The organism is Pseudomonas sp. 01L34 (genome assembly GCF_056400265.1).
The window spans coordinates 350,861-368,100 of sequence record NZ_JBFTSX010000006.1 but is presented as its reverse complement, the minus strand read 5'-3'; the positions used below and the strand labels follow the sequence as shown (position 1 = coordinate 368,100).

The 17,240-nt window shown below is 60.5% G+C and carries 11 protein-coding genes; 3 read left to right on the top strand and 8 right to left on the bottom strand.

Annotated elements, in window-relative coordinates; all coding sequences use genetic code 11:
- Window positions 1-70 precede the first annotated feature (70 nt).
- The 8 genes from AC1DQM_RS20645 to glnE all read right to left on the bottom strand — a co-directional run bounded on the left by AC1DQM_RS20645 (window position 71) and on the right by glnE (window position 10,307).
- Window positions 71-1,522 (bottom strand): lipopolysaccharide kinase InaA family protein, encoded by a 1,452-nt coding sequence (locus AC1DQM_RS20645; RefSeq protein ID WP_064615985.1) that lies wholly within the window; start codon window positions 1,520-1,522, stop codon window positions 71-73.
- A complete protein-coding gene (locus AC1DQM_RS20640; protein ID WP_064615984.1) occupies window positions 1,522-2,274 on the bottom strand; it encodes a lipopolysaccharide kinase InaA family protein in 753 nt (250 codons plus the stop codon). Before AC1DQM_RS20640 ends, AC1DQM_RS20645 begins: the two co-directional genes overlap by 1 nt.
- On the bottom strand, window positions 2,271-3,005 hold the full coding sequence (locus AC1DQM_RS20635) for a lipopolysaccharide kinase InaA family protein (protein WP_477744212.1): 735 nt from the start codon (window positions 3,003-3,005) through the stop codon (window positions 2,271-2,273). The genes AC1DQM_RS20640 and AC1DQM_RS20635 overlap by 4 nt, the downstream gene beginning before the upstream one ends.
- Complete coding sequence (rfaP, locus tag AC1DQM_RS20630; protein WP_019582161.1) at window positions 3,005-3,811, bottom strand: lipopolysaccharide core heptose(I) kinase RfaP; 807 nt, start codon at window positions 3,809-3,811, stop codon at window positions 3,005-3,007. Before rfaP ends, AC1DQM_RS20635 begins: the two co-directional genes overlap by 1 nt.
- Window positions 3,811-4,932 carry a glycosyltransferase family 4 protein gene (locus AC1DQM_RS20625; RefSeq protein WP_018928558.1) on the bottom strand — a complete coding sequence of 374 codons (1,122 nt, stop codon included), beginning with the start codon at window positions 4,930-4,932 and terminating at the stop codon, window positions 3,811-3,813. The genes rfaP and AC1DQM_RS20625 overlap by 1 nt, the downstream gene beginning before the upstream one ends.
- Window positions 4,932-5,993, bottom strand: a complete 1,062-nt coding sequence (gene waaC, locus AC1DQM_RS20620; protein WP_007939663.1) for a lipopolysaccharide heptosyltransferase I — start codon at window positions 5,991-5,993, stop codon at window positions 4,932-4,934. Before waaC ends, AC1DQM_RS20625 begins: the two co-directional genes overlap by 1 nt.
- A gap of 1 nt (window position 5,994) precedes the next feature.
- Complete coding sequence (gene waaF / locus AC1DQM_RS20615; RefSeq protein ID WP_477746769.1) at window positions 5,995-7,029, bottom strand: lipopolysaccharide heptosyltransferase II; 1,035 nt, start codon at window positions 7,027-7,029, stop codon at window positions 5,995-5,997.
- Window positions 7,030-7,367: 338 nt separating this feature from the next.
- Entirely contained in the window at window positions 7,368-10,307 is a 2,940-nt protein-coding gene (gene glnE / locus AC1DQM_RS20610) for a bifunctional [glutamate--ammonia ligase]-adenylyl-L-tyrosine phosphorylase/[glutamate--ammonia-ligase] adenylyltransferase (protein ID WP_477746768.1), read from the bottom strand.
- A gap of 383 nt (window positions 10,308-10,690) precedes the next feature.
- Here glnE and aceE point away from each other — a divergent pair, with 383 nt between their 5' ends.
- The 3 genes from aceE (at window position 10,691) to AC1DQM_RS20595 (ending at window position 17,060) form a co-directional block, all read left to right on the top strand.
- Window positions 10,691-13,336 carry a pyruvate dehydrogenase (acetyl-transferring), homodimeric type gene (gene aceE / locus AC1DQM_RS20605; protein ID WP_018928562.1) on the top strand — a complete coding sequence of 882 codons (2,646 nt, stop codon included), beginning with the start codon at window positions 10,691-10,693 and terminating at the stop codon, window positions 13,334-13,336.
- Window positions 13,337-13,347: 11 nt separating this feature from the next.
- Window positions 13,348-15,318: a dihydrolipoyllysine-residue acetyltransferase gene (gene aceF / locus AC1DQM_RS20600; protein WP_477746767.1), complete on the top strand. Its 1,971-nt coding sequence runs from the start codon at window positions 13,348-13,350 to the stop codon at window positions 15,316-15,318.
- Window positions 15,319-15,665: 347 nt separating this feature from the next.
- On the top strand, window positions 15,666-17,060 hold the full coding sequence (locus AC1DQM_RS20595; RefSeq protein ID WP_477746766.1) for an alkaline phosphatase D family protein: 1,395 nt from the start codon (window positions 15,666-15,668) through the stop codon (window positions 17,058-17,060).
- The last annotated feature ends 180 nt before the right edge of the window (window positions 17,061-17,240 follow it).

Genomic DNA, 17,240 nt, shown 5'->3' with positions numbered 1-17,240 from the left:
GTCCGCCAGTTCTCGGGAGACTGATCTGGCGCCATCGCGGGCAAGCCCGCGATGGCGTCGAAGACCCGCTTCAAGCAGCGCTAGAAATATCTTTGGGCAGACGCTGATCAATCACTTGGTACAGCGCACTGCTCTCGGGCCAGTTGCGCATGAACCGCGCCCTATCCCGCGCATACGCGGGGGCAAAGCTGCTGAGCGAACCATGCTGACACATCGAATCCAGGTCGATCAGCGCCCAGCGATCCTGTTGCCAGAACAGGTTATGGCCCTTGAAATCGCCATGGCTGATCCGCTCGCCAATCAGCTCGGCGAACAGGTAATCCAGAGCCTGCAGCTCAGCCTCTGGCGCGTCCCCGCTCTCAACGTACGGCGCGAAGCGCTCGATGATGTCCGGCCCCGGCAAATACTCGGTCACCAGGTACGCCCGGCTGCGCAGCCAGAGAAAACGCTTCTCCAGCAACGCCAATGGTTTTGGCGTGGCAATACCGAGGAACGCCAGGCGATTGCCTTCGCGCCATGAGTGCCAGGCGCGGCTCGGGCGCCAGAAACGCTTGAGCCAGTGGGTAAAGCCTTTGATGTTGTAACGCTTGACCACCAATGTGCGCCCGGCCACCTCGACCTTGCCGACGCTCGCCGCGCCGCCGGTCTTGTACAGATGCCCCTGATCGAGCAAGGCGTCGGCCTGTGCCAGCACCGGCAGCATCGCCGCCTCTTCCTCACGGCGAATCGCCCGCAAGCCGAACGCACCACGCTGGACGCTGAACAGCGTGCATTCGCGGCCGACCTTGATCAGAAAGTCCTTCAAACGCCAGCGACGGACCTTGTCGATCTGTTTTTGCAACGCCTCCATCGGCAACGCGTGTTCGCCATTACTCAGCAGGTAATACACCAGCAACTCTTCGGTGAAGGGTTCCAGCACTTTGGGCAACTGGGCGAAGAACACCCCGAGGTTTTCCAGGACTTTTTGTTGCGACAGCGGCTTGCCCGCCGTCTCGACGCAGATCCCGGCGCCATCGATCAAATACAACTGACCGCCATGGCGCAGCAGGTTGTCCAGGTGCAGGTCTTCCTGCCACAGGCCTTTGCTGTGCAGTTGGCCGATGGCGCCCAACGCCTCAGCCAGCACCGCGGATTGTTCATCCGCCAATGCGGGTAAGTGTTCGACCTGCTTCCAGGCATCCCCCAGGCTCTCGGCACCCTCAAGGAAATCGAACAACAGCCAACCGCCCTCGCCGTCCTTGAGGCCATCGGCCAATAACAACGGCGTGGTCAGCCCCTGAGCGGCCAGCAAACGCACACCGTCCAGTTCGCGTTGAAAATGCCGCGCCGCTTTGCCACCGACCAACAACTTGGCCAGCACCGGCCGGCCGCGCCAGACGCCAGCCCCAACATAACGCTGTCCCGGCAACACCCGCAGCAGACTCAGCAACTGCAAATCGGCAGGCCCCGCGGCATCGGCCAGTGGAATACTCAGCGGCAGGCTCGGGCTGCGGCCGGCGTTTTTCAGCTCGGACAAACGCATCAACGCGTCTCCTTGTTACTGCGCCGCGCACTCAGGCGCGATACCCAACGGTCCACCCGCGAACTGTTCAGCGGCTGATCCAGATAAACCGCCAACAATTCGCGCAGCTGGCTGTCGCTCCATTCCGGCGCCCGACGCAGCAGCGGCTCCAGATCCTTGATCCGATCACGCCGGCCGAAAAACAGCGGCCGGGTTTTTTCCAGGTCGATCAATTGCGCCTGATAGCCGTCGCCGGTGGCCTGAAGAAAAATGTGCTTGGGGTAGAAGCAACCGTGGACCTGGCGCCTGCCGTGCAGGCGTCGCGCCAGTTGCCCACAGGCCTTGAGAATGGCCGAGTGCTGTATCGCGCTCAGCTCCGACCAGCGCTGCAACAGCGAATCCAGATCATCCCAACCGTCCAGTGCGTGAGTCAGCAGAATCGCCCGAACTTCGCCGTCGACCTTGCGCTCACCAAAAAACGCCGCCTGCAGCGCCGGAATACCCAGCGCCCGATAACGACTGATGTTGCGAAATTCACGGGCAAAACTCGGCTCGCCAAAGGGCGAATGCCGGGAGCGCGTCAGGTAGTTGCTCTGGCGCTTGAGGTAGTAGCCATGACCGTCCAGATCCAGCCGAAACACACTGCTCCAGCCACCCCGACCGGTATTGGGCTCGTCCACCGCGTCGAGCTGTTTGGCCCAAAGCGCGTCGAAGGTGCCGAGACCATGACGCTCGAACAGCGCGCGGTCTTCAGCAGCCAGAAAATCAGTCATTCGCGCCCCTCAAAAAATCTCACCACGTGCCGAATGCGTTTCTTGTCCGCGGCATCGAGCCGGGCGCATTGGCGGTATTGCAGGTAAAAGCGCAGGCGCTGGGTCGCCGACAGGTGATACTTGGCGACCTTGTCGAGGCAGGCCAGGTCTTTGGTGATACGGTATTTGAGCCAGAAGCCGCGCCAGAAATCGCCGTTGGGGCAATCGATCAGGAACAGCCGGGCCTCATCGTCGACCAACAGGTTGCGCCACTTCAAATCATTATGAGTGAAACGGTTGTCGTGCATGGTCCGGGTGTAACCGGCCAATTGGCGACTGACGGTATCAACCCAGGCGCGGTCCGCCAGTTTCGGATCATGCCGATTAGCCAGGACCGACAAGTCTTCGGTATGCGGCAGTTCGCGGGTGATCATTGCCCCACGGGCGTACGTCACACCGTGCCGCTCCAACCCCCAGGCCACAACCTCTGCGGTGGGAATGCCCCACTTGGCGAAACGCTTGAGGTTCTGCCATTCGGCCTTGACCCGAGGTTTGCCCAGGTAGCGCCGCAGGCCTTTGCCGGCACTGACGTAGCGTTTGACGTAAAAGTTGACGCCTTTGCGCTGGACGCGAATAACTTCAGACAGCGGATCATGGGTCAGTTGCTCGCCCTCGAGGGCAAACACCGCATCAAGACTGCCGAAATCTTCTGCCAGATCGCTGTAAGCCGGCTCCAGTGTCCAACCCGACATCAGAGCGCATCCCCGTAGCGCTGTTTACGCTCGTAGAGCTTGTTGGCCTTGCCTTCGAGCCACGCCAGTAACCCGGCTTCTTCAACCAGTATCTGGCGCAGGGGCTGCTGGAAGTACCCCTTGAGGAAACGCAGTTTGTCGCGACGGGTCAGGCCGATCTCCAGCGCCGAAAAATACAGCGCCGCCAGGTCCTTGTTGCGCCAGCGCCGGGTAATCGTCGGGCGGGCCTGGGCGCGGTGCAGGTCGATCACCGACAACTTGAGGTCATCGCAGGTCACCGGCTTATCGGTGTGCAGCAGGAAGTGACAGATGTAGCAGTCGCGATGGTTGACCCCGGCGCGGTGCATCATGCCGGTCATGCGCGCGACTTCGGCGATCAGCGCGCGCTTGAGCTTTGGCTCCGGCGGGTGCTTGACCCAGTCGATGCTGAAATCTTCAAGGCTGACGGTGGGCGCCAATTCTTCAGTGACGATGAACGAATGCTGATCCGCCGGGTTGCTGCCCTTTTCGCCATAAGCGACGGCAGTCATGGTCGGCACGCCGACTTCTTGCAGGCGCTCAATGGCCTTCCACTCCTGGCCCGCGCCCAGCACCGGCAGCTTCGCGGTCAGCAGGTTCTTGAAAATCTCACCCCAGCCGATGCCCCGGTGGATCTTCACGAAGTACCCGTGGCCGTCCACTTCAGTTCGCAGTGTCCGGCGCGCTTCGAGCTCGCGGTACACCTCGCCCTTGAGGCCCTCGACTTCGGCGAACGGGTCGCGTCCGGCCCAGAGGCTCTTGAACGGTTCAGCCAGCATCAACTTCATTAAGCGTGCTCCGCCAGAATCACATCGGCCGCGTGCTGCGGCATGCTGTAGAGGTCGGCCGTCTCGGCGAAGGCCAGACCGTTGCGGCTCCAGGCCGCCCGTGCATCAGTGTCGTTCAACATGCCGGTCAGGTACTGAGTCAGTTGCGCCTGATCGAAGGGTTCGTCCAGCACCAGACCCGCGTCGGCCTCGGCGATGTAATGGGCATACCCACACACCGCGCTCACCAACACCGGCAAACCGGCTACCAGGGCTTCAAGCAATACCGTCCCGGTGTTTTCGTTGTACGCCGGGTGGATCAGCAGATCGGCACCGAGCAGGAAGCGCGGGATATCGCTGCGGCCCTTGAGGAATTGCACGTTGTCGCCGAGCCCCAATGTGGCGCTCTGCAATTGGAATACTTTGGGGTCGTCCTGGCCAATTACAAACAGCCGGGTGCGTTTTTTCAGCTCGGCGGGCAGCGCGGCCAGTGCCTTGAGGCTACGGTCCACGCCTTTGGTCTTGAACCCGGAACCGATCTGCACCAGCAGCAGCTCATCGTCCTTCAGGTTGAATTCGGCGCGGAACCCGGCGCGAATTTCATCCGCGTTCGCGGGGCGACGACGGTCTTGGGCAATGCCCGGTGGCAGCAAATGGAAGCGCTCCAGCGGTGTGTCGTAATGCTTGATGAACAGCGGCTGCTGGACTTCGGAAATCATCAGCACTTCGGTCTTGGCATCTTTGGCGAACACCGCGCGCTCGTACTCGGCGAAGTGCCGGTAGCGGCCCCAGCGACGGTACAGCGAGTTGCGCAGGTTTTGCGCCTTGTCTTCGAAGCAGCCGTCGGCGGCGTAGTAAACGTCCAGGCCCGGCATTTTATTAAAACCGATCAGGCGATCCACCGGGCGCTTGGCCAGATCGGCCTCCATCCATTCGGTGAGTTTCTCGTTGCGCCGATGATTGAAGAACGCCTTGACCGGCGCCACCAACACTTCGAAGCCCGGCGGGATGTCGCCTTCCCAGATCAACGTGTAGACACGAATTTGATGGCCGCGCTGCTGGCATTCAAGGGCGATGCGCATGAAGTCACGCTGCAAGCCGCCAAAGGGAAAGTACTTGTACAGGACAAATGCCAATTGCATCAGCGCAGCTCCTCAGCCAGTAACAACGTGCTCAGTCGGCTCGCGACACGCTCGGGATTCAGACGCGTGAAGCACAGGGGCCACTCGCGTTTCAGGTCAAACCGACGGGCATCGTCGGCCGTCGGTTGATAGGTGCATTTCTTTTGCAGGCACGGTGCGCAAGGGAAGTCGCTGGCCATGTGAATCTGCGATTTGCCATAGGCGCCGGTCAGGCCCGGATTGGTCGGGCCGAACAGCGACAGGGTCGGCACGTCCAGCGCCGCAGCCAGGTGACCGAGGCCGGTGTCCACCGCCACGCACGCCTGCGCGCCGGCCAGGACTTTGCCGACACCCGCCAGGTTCAGCCTGGGTAGCACTTCGACGTGTTTCATGTCTTTGGCGATGCGCTCGGCGCGGGCTTTTTCGACCGGGTTGCCCCATGGCAGCTTCACCGCCACGCCGAGATAACCCACCCGCTCGGCCAGCTCGCGCCAATAGGCTTCGGGCCAGTGCTTGGTGTCCCAGGTGGTGCCGTGGAGAAACACCACGTACGGATTCTTGCGCGGCAATTCCACCAGCCGCTCGACGTTCAGGCCGTAATCACCCAGGCCTTTGGGCAGGTCGTAACCCAGGGCCACCGCGAACAGCTGACGCACTCGCTCAACCGCGTGCTGCCCACGGGCCACGGCCAGACGTCGGGAATAGAAGCGCGCGGCGATCGGTTCGCGGGCCGAATTCTTGTCCAGCCCGGCCACCGGCGCTTTGGCATAGCGCGTCAGCAACGCACTTTTCAGCAGGCCCTGAGCATCGATCACCAAGTCGTATTTCGTCGCGCGAACGCTTTGCTTGAAGCGCTTCCACTCGCCACTCTTGATGGTCTGCCAGATGTTCTTGCGCCAGCGACGGATCGCCACCGGAATCACCTTGCCCACGGCCGGGTGCCAGGTCGGAATCTCGGCGAAACCTTCTTCCACCACCCAGTCGAACTTGATGCCGGGGATCGCCCTCGCCGCATCGGTCAACGCTGGCAACGCGTGAATCACGTCGCCCAGCGAAGAAGTCTTGATCAACAGTACCCGCAAACTATTTGACCTCGACCACAGTGCCCAGCAACCGCTGCAAGGCTTCGTTCACCGCTTTGGGCATGAGCTGGCGCAAGCAGTTGTAATGACCGAAACGACAGGTGCGATCGAAGCACGGACTGCATTCGATGCCCAGACGCACGATCTCGACATGCTCGGCCAGCGGTGGCGTAAAGCCCGGCGACGTCGAGCCGTACACCGCCACCAACGGGCGGTTCAGCGCGGCAGCCACGTGCATCAGGCCGGAGTCGTTGGAGACCACCGCGTCGGCGCAGGACAGCAGATCGATCGCCTCGGCCAAGGAAGTGCCGCCACTGAGGTTTACCGACTCTTCACGCAGCCCCGGAATCAACCGCCCACGAATGTCTTCGCCCACCGCGTGATCGTTTTTCGAGCCGAACAGCCAGACTTGCCAGCCTTCACGAATCTTCGCCTCGGCGACCTTGGCATAGTGCTCGGACGGCCAGCGCTTGGACTCGCCAAATTCGGCGCCAGGGCACAGCGCCAACACCGGACGGTCAAGGGCCAGGCCGAACTTGGCCCGCGCGCCGTCGCGAGTCACCGGATCGATCTGCAAGCTCGGCCGTGGATAAGGTTTCGGCAGCTCGATGCCAGGCTCAAAGGCCAGGGCCATGAAGCGCTCGATCATCAACGGATAACGCTCTTTGTCGAGCGTGCGCACATCATTGAGCAGGCCGTAGCGGAACTCGCCACGCCAGCCGGTGCGTTTCGGGATGCCGGCAAAAAACGGCACCAGGGCCGATTTCAGCGAATTGGGCAGCAGGATGGCCTGGTCGTACTGACCGGCCAGGGATTTACCGATGCGCCGACGCGTCGCCAGTTCCAGCACGCCGTGGCCGAGCGGGAAGCTCAAGGCCTGGCGTACTTCGGGCATGCGCTCGAGGATCGGCCGGCTCCACTCGGGGGCCAGCACGTCGATTTCGCACTGCGGGTGGCGTTGTTTGAGACACTGAAAAAGTGTCTGCGCCATCACCATGTCACCGACCCAACTGGGCCCAACGATCAGAATTTTCATGTGGTTTCCAAAAACGAACCGGGGAGGCATACGCCTCCCCGCCTCGAGAATCCAGCACCTGCGGGGTGAGCCGCCAGGTCATTTGGACGAGCCTGTACAGGCTCGTCAGATCAATTTTTGCACATCCAGTGCGTGCAGCTTAGCCAGTAAATCTCTTGGGCTGACTTGTTAATGTGGCGAGGGGGCTTGCCCCCGCTGGAGTGCGGAGCACTCCCAAAATCTTCAACCACTTACACATATTATCGAGTGTAACGCTTTGCGACTGCTGCGCAGTCGAACGGGGGCAAGCCCCCTCGCCACAGCAAGCTCCCTCGCCACAAAAGCCTGCCACACTCATGTCAGCTTAACCCCAGCTCACGCCAGATCCGCATGACCTGCCGTCGCTCATCCGCGAACTGGTCGCCCGGTATCACACCGGCATCCTTCTGCAAGGCCTCCCGGTGAGCGGCGGAGCGGTAGGCTTTATAAGCCTCACGCAACAGGCTGGCGTCTTCGGCGGGTATCAACCCTTCCTCCTCCAGCCCTTCCAGAATGCGGATATTGTCGGTATAGCGCAGCAATGACGGATGTGTTTCAGACCACGCCAGAGCCGCGTATTGCACCATAAATTCAATATCGACGATACCTCCAGCGTCCTGCTTGAGATCGAACGGCGCCGTGGCCTCGAAGGCATTTGCCGCCGTGCCCGCCGCAGTGCTCTTGCTGCCGAGATTATCGCGCATCTTGGCGCGCATCTCGCTGACCTCCTGGCGCAAGGTCGACAAGTCCCGCGATTTGGCCAATACCGTCGCGCGAACCTTCTCGAATGCCTGGCCGACATCCTGACTGCCCACCAGCACCCGCGCCCGCACCAGCGCCTGGTGCTCCCAGGTCCAGGCCTCGTTTTCCTGATACCGGGCAAACGCGCCCAATGAACTCACCAGCAAACCGGAAGCACCGGACGGCCGCAGGCGCATGTCCACTTCATATAGCTGACCGGAGTTGGTCTGAGCCGTCAGCAAGTGAATGATCCGCTGCCCGAGCCGGGTAAAGAACTGTGCACCGTCGATGGGTTTCGGGCCGTCGGTTTCCGCTTGCGGATCCGCGTCATGGATGAACACCAGGTCCAGGTCCGAACTGTGCCCCAATTCCAGGCCGCCGACTTTCCCGTAACCGACAATGATGAATCCAGGGTCGCACACGCTGCCATCGGTGCGCAGCGGTGTACCGTACTTGGCCACCGTCTGGCGCCAGGCCAGGGCCAGCACTTGTTCGAGGATCGCTTCGGCAAGCCAGGTCAGGTAATCGCTGACTTTCATCAACGGCAGGCTACCGGCAATTTCCGAAGCTGCGACACGCAAGCGGTGCGCCAGTTTGAAATGCCGCAGGGCTTCCATTTGTTGTTCGAGGTCGTCTTCGGGAATCCGCGTCAGACGCTCGCGCAACTCGGCCGCCAGTTCCGGCGCCAGTGGCGGCTTGAACAGCCGGCCTTCGTTGAGCAATTCGTCGAGCAGCAACGGGAAGCGCGTGATCTGTTCGGCAATCCACGGGCTCGCCGCGCACAGTGTCAGCAGACGGCGCAGCGCACCGGGGTTTTCGGTCAGCAGCACCAGATAGGCGGAACGCCGCGCCACCGCTTCAACCAGTGGCAGCACGCGCTCCAGCACCAGATCGGGATTGGCGTGCTCCACGGCCTGGGCCAGCAAGCGCGGTATAAAAGCATCGAGGCGTTCCCGCCCCAGGCGCTGCATGGCACGCAATTGCGGACTGCTGCGCAGACTGGCCAATGCTTTCAGCGCCTTGGCGGCATCGGCGAAACCGCCCTCTTCGAGTTGGCGGCACGCGGCTTCTTCGTCCTGGGCTTCTTCCCACAGCGGCAGCCATTCCCCGCCGACCATCACTTCGCTCTCGGTGCCCTGCTCTTCATCGGGATCGGCAATCACCTGACCAAAGTGCCAGGCCACCCGGCCACGCCAGTACATCAGTTGTTCGTGGAATGCCGTCCAGTTGGCAAACCCGAGCATGAAGGCAATGCGCGCCTGATCCTGCGGGCCGTCCGGCAACATCTGGGTCTGGCGGTCGGCAATCGCCTGAATCGCGTGCTCGGTGTAACGCAGGAATTCGTAGCCTTGGCGCAGTTCGCTGACCACCGCCGGCGGCAGATAGCCCTGCCCCTCCAGGGTGCTCAGTACTTTTAATAGAGGACGCTGCTGCAGGCTCAGGTCGCGACCACCGTGAATCAGCTGGAAGGCCTGGGCGATAAACTCGACTTCACGGATGCCGCCGGAGCCAAGCTTGATGTTGTCGGCCATACCCTTGCGCCGGACTTCCTGCTGAATCAACTGCTTCATGGTGCGCAGCGCTTCGATGGCCGAGAAGTCCAGGTAACGCCGGTAAACGAACGGCCGCAGCATCTCGAGCAACTGGGCGCCAGCCACTTGATCACCTGCCACCACCCGCGCCTTGATCATCGCGTAGCGTTCCCAGTCACGGCCCTGATCCTGGTAATACTGCTCCAGCGCATTGAAGCTCAGCACCAGAGCGCCGGACGAACCGTAAGGCCGCAGGCGCATGTCGACGCGGAACACAAAACCGTCGACAGTCATCGGGTCCAGCGCCTTGATCAGACGCTGGCCGAGGCGAATGAAAAACTCCTGGTTATCCAGCGAACGCTTCACGCCGACGGTTTCGCCGCCCTCGGGGTAGGCAAAGATCAGGTCGATGTCCGACGACAGGTTCAACTCCACCGCGCCGAGCTTGCCCATGCCGAGGATGACCATCTGCTGCGGCTCGCCGCTGCGCCGCCCGGTGGGCACACCGAACTGCTGGCAATGCCGCGAGTACAACCACTGATAGGCCTGATCGATGCTGGCATCGGCCATGTCCGAGAGGTCGCGACAGGTCTGCACCAGATCGGCCTGGCGAGTCAGGTCGCGCCAGATGATCCGCACCTGGTGACGATTACGCTGGCGGCGCAGGGCACGACCTAGCTGGTCGTCGTTTTCGGCGGCGCTCACCGCCGTGGCGATCTGTGCGCACAACTCGCCCGGTGCCAAGGCGCGGTCCAGTTCGCCGGACTGCACCAGTTCCAGCAACATCAAAGGGTCACGCAGACTCTGTTCAATCACAAAGTCGCTGGCAGCGGCGACGCGGGCAAATTGCGCCCAGCGCTCAGGCGTCCAGGCAGACAGGCCATGGTCATCGGGAAGGACCCCGACCGTCGTACGAAACGACTGCTCGGCGCGGGTGACTAACGGCAGGAGCCCATCGGGCAGTTCGGCAAGCGAAGGGAGGCTCATGGTCTATCCTTGATCGGCGTGTGAAGGGCTGCATGTAGTGATTCGTGAAAACACGCTACGCGACTGACTGTCGAACAAAGGTTAGAAATAGCTGAAATTTCTTTTTTTTTGGCAGCGATCATCAAGCTTCCACCTTTTTCGATTGGCAAAAGACCAACCTTAACGATTATTCTCACAACGCAGCCGGAGGCCACAAGCCAATCATCTGTAGTTTTACTACTCGTCTATACATTCGAAAGGCTGAAATGCCCGAAGATTTGTAGTAAAACTACACGCCGCCGGAACAACCTATCGGCAATCCAAGAATTTATATCGTCTGCCCACAAGGCCAGTCGCAAACTCAGGCAACCGATTCTGGAAGCCTTTCCGCCCTGGAGCAAGCCATGCAAGACCTCGATCCCGTCGAAACCCAGGAATGGCTGGACGCCCTGGAATCGGTTCTCGACAAAGAAGGCGAAGACCGTGCTCACTATCTGATGACCCGTATGGGCGAACTCGCAACCCGTAGCGGTTCGCAATTGCCTTACGCCATCACCACGCCATACCGCAACACCATTCCCGTTACCCACGAAGCACGCATGCCTGGCGACCTGTTCATGGAACGCCGCATTCGCTCGCTGGTACGCTGGAACGCGATGGCCATGGTGATGCGCACGAACCTGAAAGATTCTGACCTGGGCGGTCACATCTCCAGCTTCGCCTCCAGCGCAACCCTGTACGACATCGGCTTCAACTATTTCTTCCAGGCCCCGACCGACGAACATGGCGGCGACCTGATCTACTTCCAGGGCCACACCTCGCCAGGCGTTTACGCCCGTGCATTCATGGAAGGCCGCATCACCGAAGACCAAATGAACAACTTCCGCCAGGAAGTCGACGGTCAGGGCCTGTCGTCCTACCCACACCCATGGCTGATGCCTGACTTCTGGCAGTTCCCGACCGTATCCATGGGTCTGGGCCCGATCCAGGCGATCTACCAGGCACGCTTCATGAAGTACCTGGAACACCGTGGCTTCATCCAGCCAGGCAAACAGAAAGTCTGGTGCTTCCTGGGCGACGGCGAGTGCGACGAGCCGGAATCCCTGGGCGCGATCTCCCTGGCCGGCCGCGAAAAGCTGGACAACCTGATCTTCGTCATCAACTGCAACCTGCAGCGCCTCGACGGCCCGGTTCGCGGCAACGGCAAGATCATCCAGGAACTCGAAGGCGTGTTCCGCGGTGCTCAGTGGAACGTGACCAAAGTCATCTGGGGCCGCTTCTGGGACCCACTGCTGGCCAAGGACGTCGACGGCATCCTGCAACGCCGCATGGACGAAGTCATCGACGGCGAGTACCAGAACTACAAAGCCAAAGACGGCGCGTTCGTGCGTGAACACTTCTTCAACTCGCCAGAACTCAAGGCGATGGTTGCCGATCTGTCCGACGACGAGATCTGGAAGCTCAACCGTGGCGGCCACGACCCGTACAAGGTCTACGCGGCATACCACGAAGCGGTCAACCACAAGGAACAACCAACTGTCATCCTGGCCAAGACCATCAAGGGTTATGGCACCGGTGCCGGCGAAGCGAAAAACACTGCGCACAACACCAAGAAAGTCGATGTCGACAGCCTGAAGTTGTTCCGCGATCGTTTCGACATTCCGGTCAGGGACGAAGAGCTGGAGAACCTGCCATTCTTCAAACCGGAAGAAGGCAGCGCCGAAGCCCGCTACCTGGCCGAGCGCCGTACCGCACTGGGCGGTTTCGTGCCTCAGCGTCGCGCCAAGAGCTTCAACATCCCGACCCCTCCACTGGACACCCTCAAGGCGATCCTGGACGGCTCGGGCGACCGCGAAATCTCCACCACCATGGCCTTCGTGCGAATCCTCGCGCAACTGGTCAAGGACAAGGAAATCGGCCCGCGCATCGTACCGATCATCCCGGACGAAGCCCGTACCTTCGGTATGGAAGGCATGTTCCGTCAGTTGGGCATCTACTCCTCCGTCGGCCAGCTCTACGAGCCAGTCGATAAAGACCAGGTGATGTTCTACAAGGAAGACCAGAAGGGCCAGATCCTCGAGGAAGGCATCAACGAAGCGGGCGCCATGAGTTCCTTCATCGCTGCCGGTACTTCGTACTCCAGCCACAACCAGCCGATGCTGCCGTTCTACATCTTCTACTCGATGTTCGGCTTCCAGCGTATTGGCGACCTGGCCTGGGCCGCTGGCGACAGCCGTACCCGTGGCTTCCTGATCGGCGGCACCGCCGGCCGTACCACCCTGAACGGTGAAGGCCTGCAACACGAAGACGGTCACAGCCACCTGCTGGCCGCGACCATCCCGAACTGCCGCACCTACGATCCAACCTACGGCTACGAGCTGGCGGTGATCATTCAGGACGGCATGAAGAAGATGACCGAAGAGCAACAGGACGTCTTCTACTACATCACCGTAATGAACGAGTCCTACCAGCAGCCAGCCATGCCGGCCGGTGCCGAAGAAGGCATCAAGAAAGGCATGTACCTGCTCGAGGAAGACACCCGCGAAGCGGCGCACCACGTTCAGCTGATGGGCTCCGGCACCATCCTGCGTGAAGTCCGTGAAGCGGCGAAGATCCTGCGTGAAGAGTTCAACGTCGGCGCCGACGTATGGAGCGTTACCAGCTTCAACGAACTGCGTCGCGATGGCCTGGCCGTTGAACGCACTAACCGTCTGCACCCTGGCCAGAAGCCTAAGCTGAGCTACGTGGAAGAGTGCCTGAACGGCCGTAAAGGTCCGGTCATTGCCTCCACCGACTACATGAAGCTGTTCGCTGAACAAATTCGTCAGTGGGTCCCGTCCAAGGAATTCAAAGTCCTGGGCACCGATGGTTTCGGCCGCAGTGACAGCCGCAAGAAGCTGCGTCACTTCTTCGAAGTAGACCGTCATTTCGTGGTGTTGGCAGCCCTGGAAGCCTTGGCTGACCGTGGTGACATCGAACCTAAAGTGGTGGCTGAAGCCATCGCCAAGTTCGGCATCAACCCGGAAAAACGCAACCCACTGGACTGCTGAGGAGACACTCTGTGAGCGAACTCATTCGCGTACCTGACATCGGCAGCGGTGAAGGTGAAGTAATTGAACTGTTTGTGAAGGTCGGCGACCGTATCGAAGCCGATCAGAGCATCCTGACGCTGGAATCGGACAAGGCGAGCATGGAAGTGCCTGCGCCTAAGGCCGGCATCATCAAGAGCCTGAAAGTGAAGCTGGGCGATCGCCTGAAAGAAGGCGACGAACTGCTGGAACTGGAAGTCGAAGGTGCCGCTGCCCCAGCCTCTATACAGCCCCCTGCGGCGGCCGCTGCGCCAGCCAAAGCTGAAGCCAAACCGGCTGCCGCACCTGCGCCGGCGGCGCCTGCTGCCGCGCCGGCTGCTGCCAGCATCCAGCAAGTGCACGTGCCGGACATCGGTTCGTCGGGCAAGGCCCAGATCATCGAGATCCAGGTCAAGGTCGGCGACACCGTCGAGGCTGATCAGTCGCTGATCACCCTGGAATCCGACAAGGCCAGCATGGAAATCCCTTCGCCCGCTGCTGGCGTGGTCAAGGCCATCAGCGTCAAGCTCAACGACGAAGTCGGCACGGGCGACCTGATTCTGGATCTGGAAGTGGCGGGTGCTGCGGCCCCTGCTGCTGCCGCTCCTGCCCAGGCTGCTGCGCCTGCTGCCGCTGCTCCGGCGCCAGCCGCCGCGGCTCCGGCTGCACCGGTTGCCGACAGCGTTCAGGACATTCACGTCCCGGACATCGGTTCGGCGGGCAAGGCCAAGATCATCGAAGTACTGGTCAAGGCTGGCGACACTGTTGCCGCCGATCAGTCGCTGATCACCCTGGAATCCGACAAGGCGAGCATGGAAATCCCATCGCCTGCCGCTGGCGTGGTGGAAAGCATTTCCATCAAGCTGGATGACGAAGTCGGTACCGGCGACCTGATCCTGAAGCTGAAAGTCAAAGGCGCGGCACCTGCTGCAGCCCCGGCTCCGACTGCCGCTGCCGCGCCGAGTGCTCCAGCGCCTGCCGCTGCCGCTCCGGCTGCCGCCGCTCCTGCTGCTGCCCCGGCTGCTGCTCCTGCCAAGCCTGGCGCGAAAGTTCACGCCGGCCCTGCCGTGCGTCAACTGGCTCGCGAGTTCGGCGTCGAGCTGAGCGCTGTCGGCGCCAGCGGTCCGCACGGTCGCATCCTGAAGGAAGACGTTCAGGTTTACGTCAAGGCCATGATGCAGAAGGCCAAGGAAGCTCCGGCCGCTGCAGCTGGTGCAACCGGCGGCGCGGGCATCCCGCCGATTCCGGTCGTGGACTTCAGCCGCTTCGGCGAAATCGAAGAAGTGCCGATGACACGCCTGATGCAGGTCGGCGCTGCCAACCTGCACCGCAGCTGGCTGAACGTGCCGCACGTGACGCAATTCGACTCGGCGGATATCACCGAGCTGGAAGCGTTCCGTAACGCCCAGAAAGCCGTTGCAGAGAAGGCCGGCGTCAAGCTGACCATCCTGCCGCTGCTGCTCAAGTCTTGCGCACACCTGCTCAAGGAACTGCCGGACTTCAACAGCTCGCTGGCACCAAGCGGCAAAGCGATCATCCGCAAGAAATACGTGAACATCGGCTTCGCCGTCGACACCCCGGATGGCCTGCTGGTACCGGTCATCAAGAACGTCGACCAGAAGAGCCTCCTGCAACTGGCTGCCGAAGCTGCTTCCCTGGCTGAAAAAGCCCGGACCAAGAAGCTTTCGTCGGACGAGATGCAAGGCGCCTGCTTCACCATTTCCAGCCTCGGCCACATTGGCGGCACCGGCTTCACGCCGATCGTCAACGCGCCGGAAGTGGCGATCCTCGGTGTTTCCAAGGCAACCATCCAGCCAGTCTGGGACGGCAAAGCCTTCCAGCCGAAACTGATGCTGCCGCTGTCGCTGTCCTACGATCACCGTGTGATCAACGGCGCCGCTGCTGCACGCTTCACCAAGCGTCTGAGCGACCTGCTGGCGGACATCCGCACCATCCTGCTGTAACACCGACTGGCCCTCCCCTCACGGAGGGCCAATCGCGTTCCACGTTTTCCGAGCGCCACGCTCGTACCTCAACCCCGTCGATTTGGCGGGGCTTTTTTTTGCCCTGAAGAAAGCCCTCCGCGTTTCAGCATCCTATGTAGCAGCTGTCGAGCTTGCGAGGCTGCTGCTACGGGATTGACCCTCTTCGTGCCTTATTCCTACATCTAAGGCTTACGCCACCTACAACCCCAGTCCACTTCTGCCCGATATTTTTCTCCAGCCAATAACTAGGCTTAGTTCGGAGATTTCTAATAGAAACCTCGATGACTTAATTTGCTTAGTTAGCATTACCTCGAATGGATTCGAACATGTTCAAACCAACTGTCGGCCCAATTATCGGCCATACCACAACTAACCATGCGCGTATTTTCTTGCGCGGTGAATTACAGAACGACGCCTTGGTATTTGCGGGCATCCGTTATCGACGCACAGGCGAGAAACTCTGGTCCAAAGGCGTATTTGCAAAACTGTCCGTCTTGCGCGACATGTCCGATGTCATTGCACTCAATGACCTGGTCACCGACACCGACTATGAGTACCAGGCAGGCTGGTTCAGCCCCATGAGCCCGGTGCATACCGTGGAGACAGTTCAGGAACTGCCGCTGCAATGGCCACGGGAGATTTACCGCTTTCGCACGCACTCCAGCAAAATCAGCCAGCCACGGGCCTATATCGTCGGCTCGTGTCGTTACCTGCGAATGACCGCCGGCATTGCGTCGGCCCCACAGTTGGGCGACCGGATTTTTGCCTCGATCAACAGCCTGGCGGACAGCGCCGAACCGCCCGTCAGTGCCATGCTGATGACTGGCGATCAGATTTACGTCGACGACTTGAACCTCGTGGCCCCCGACCGGGAATACAAGGACATTCTCAAAAAATACCGCACAGCCTTTTCGCAGCCTCATATTTCCAAGTTAATGTCGGGCATGCCGACTTACATGATCCTCGACGACCATGAAATAGAAGACAACTGGCCCGCCAACAAAAGTAACGCCGATGATTACTTATACAAAAACGCCATTGCAGCATATGAGTTGTATCAAGCCAGTCACAGCCCCACGTATGAACTGCTGGCCAATGGGCAAATAAGCAAAAGACTGGAAAAGTATTGGTATCAGTTCTCCGAGGGTGATATCGGGTGGTTTGTCACCGACAGTCGAACCCGACGCAATCTGTCGGCCAACGACCGGCGCATCCTTGACGAAGAACAGGAACAGGCGCTGCTCAAATGGCTGATCAATAACCCGGCCCGGGTCAAATTCGTGGTCACCAGTGTCATGTTCTATCCCGACCGTAAACTTCACGGCGATGACGCTTGGAAAGCTTTCCCGGAGCAACGCCTACGGCTGCTGGAGACGATTCGTACACGCGGTATCAAGAACGTCTTGTTCATCTCCGGCGATGTTCACGGCTCCCTCACCAGTCGCCTGACCCACAGCGAGGACCCGGATTTCGAAGTCCACACCATCGTGTCTTCACCGTTGTGCAACAGCAAACTGCTGCCGTACGCCAAGGCATCGACCTTCATCCTCGATCAGGCCCTGGCCCGAACAGCGGCAGGCGACTATCGGCATGAACTGACCAGCGAGGTGATCAGCCAGGACAACTTCGCGCATCTGATCGTCGAGGCCGAGCAGGTTCGCGTCAATTATCACGATCGGGATGGCAAGCCATTGCAGTCGATCAGCATCAAATTTCGTTGATCCCTCGAAAAGATCACAGCCTTCGGCAGCCCCTACGGGCTGCAATCTTTTGGCCCACAACATTACTTTTTGACGCCTCGCTGGAGAAAACTGTGCGCCTGCCGACATATTCTTATAGCACTTGGCCTTCATGTCTCTTGTCAGTCGGTGTCGCAATGATGCAACCTTGCCGCAGGCAAC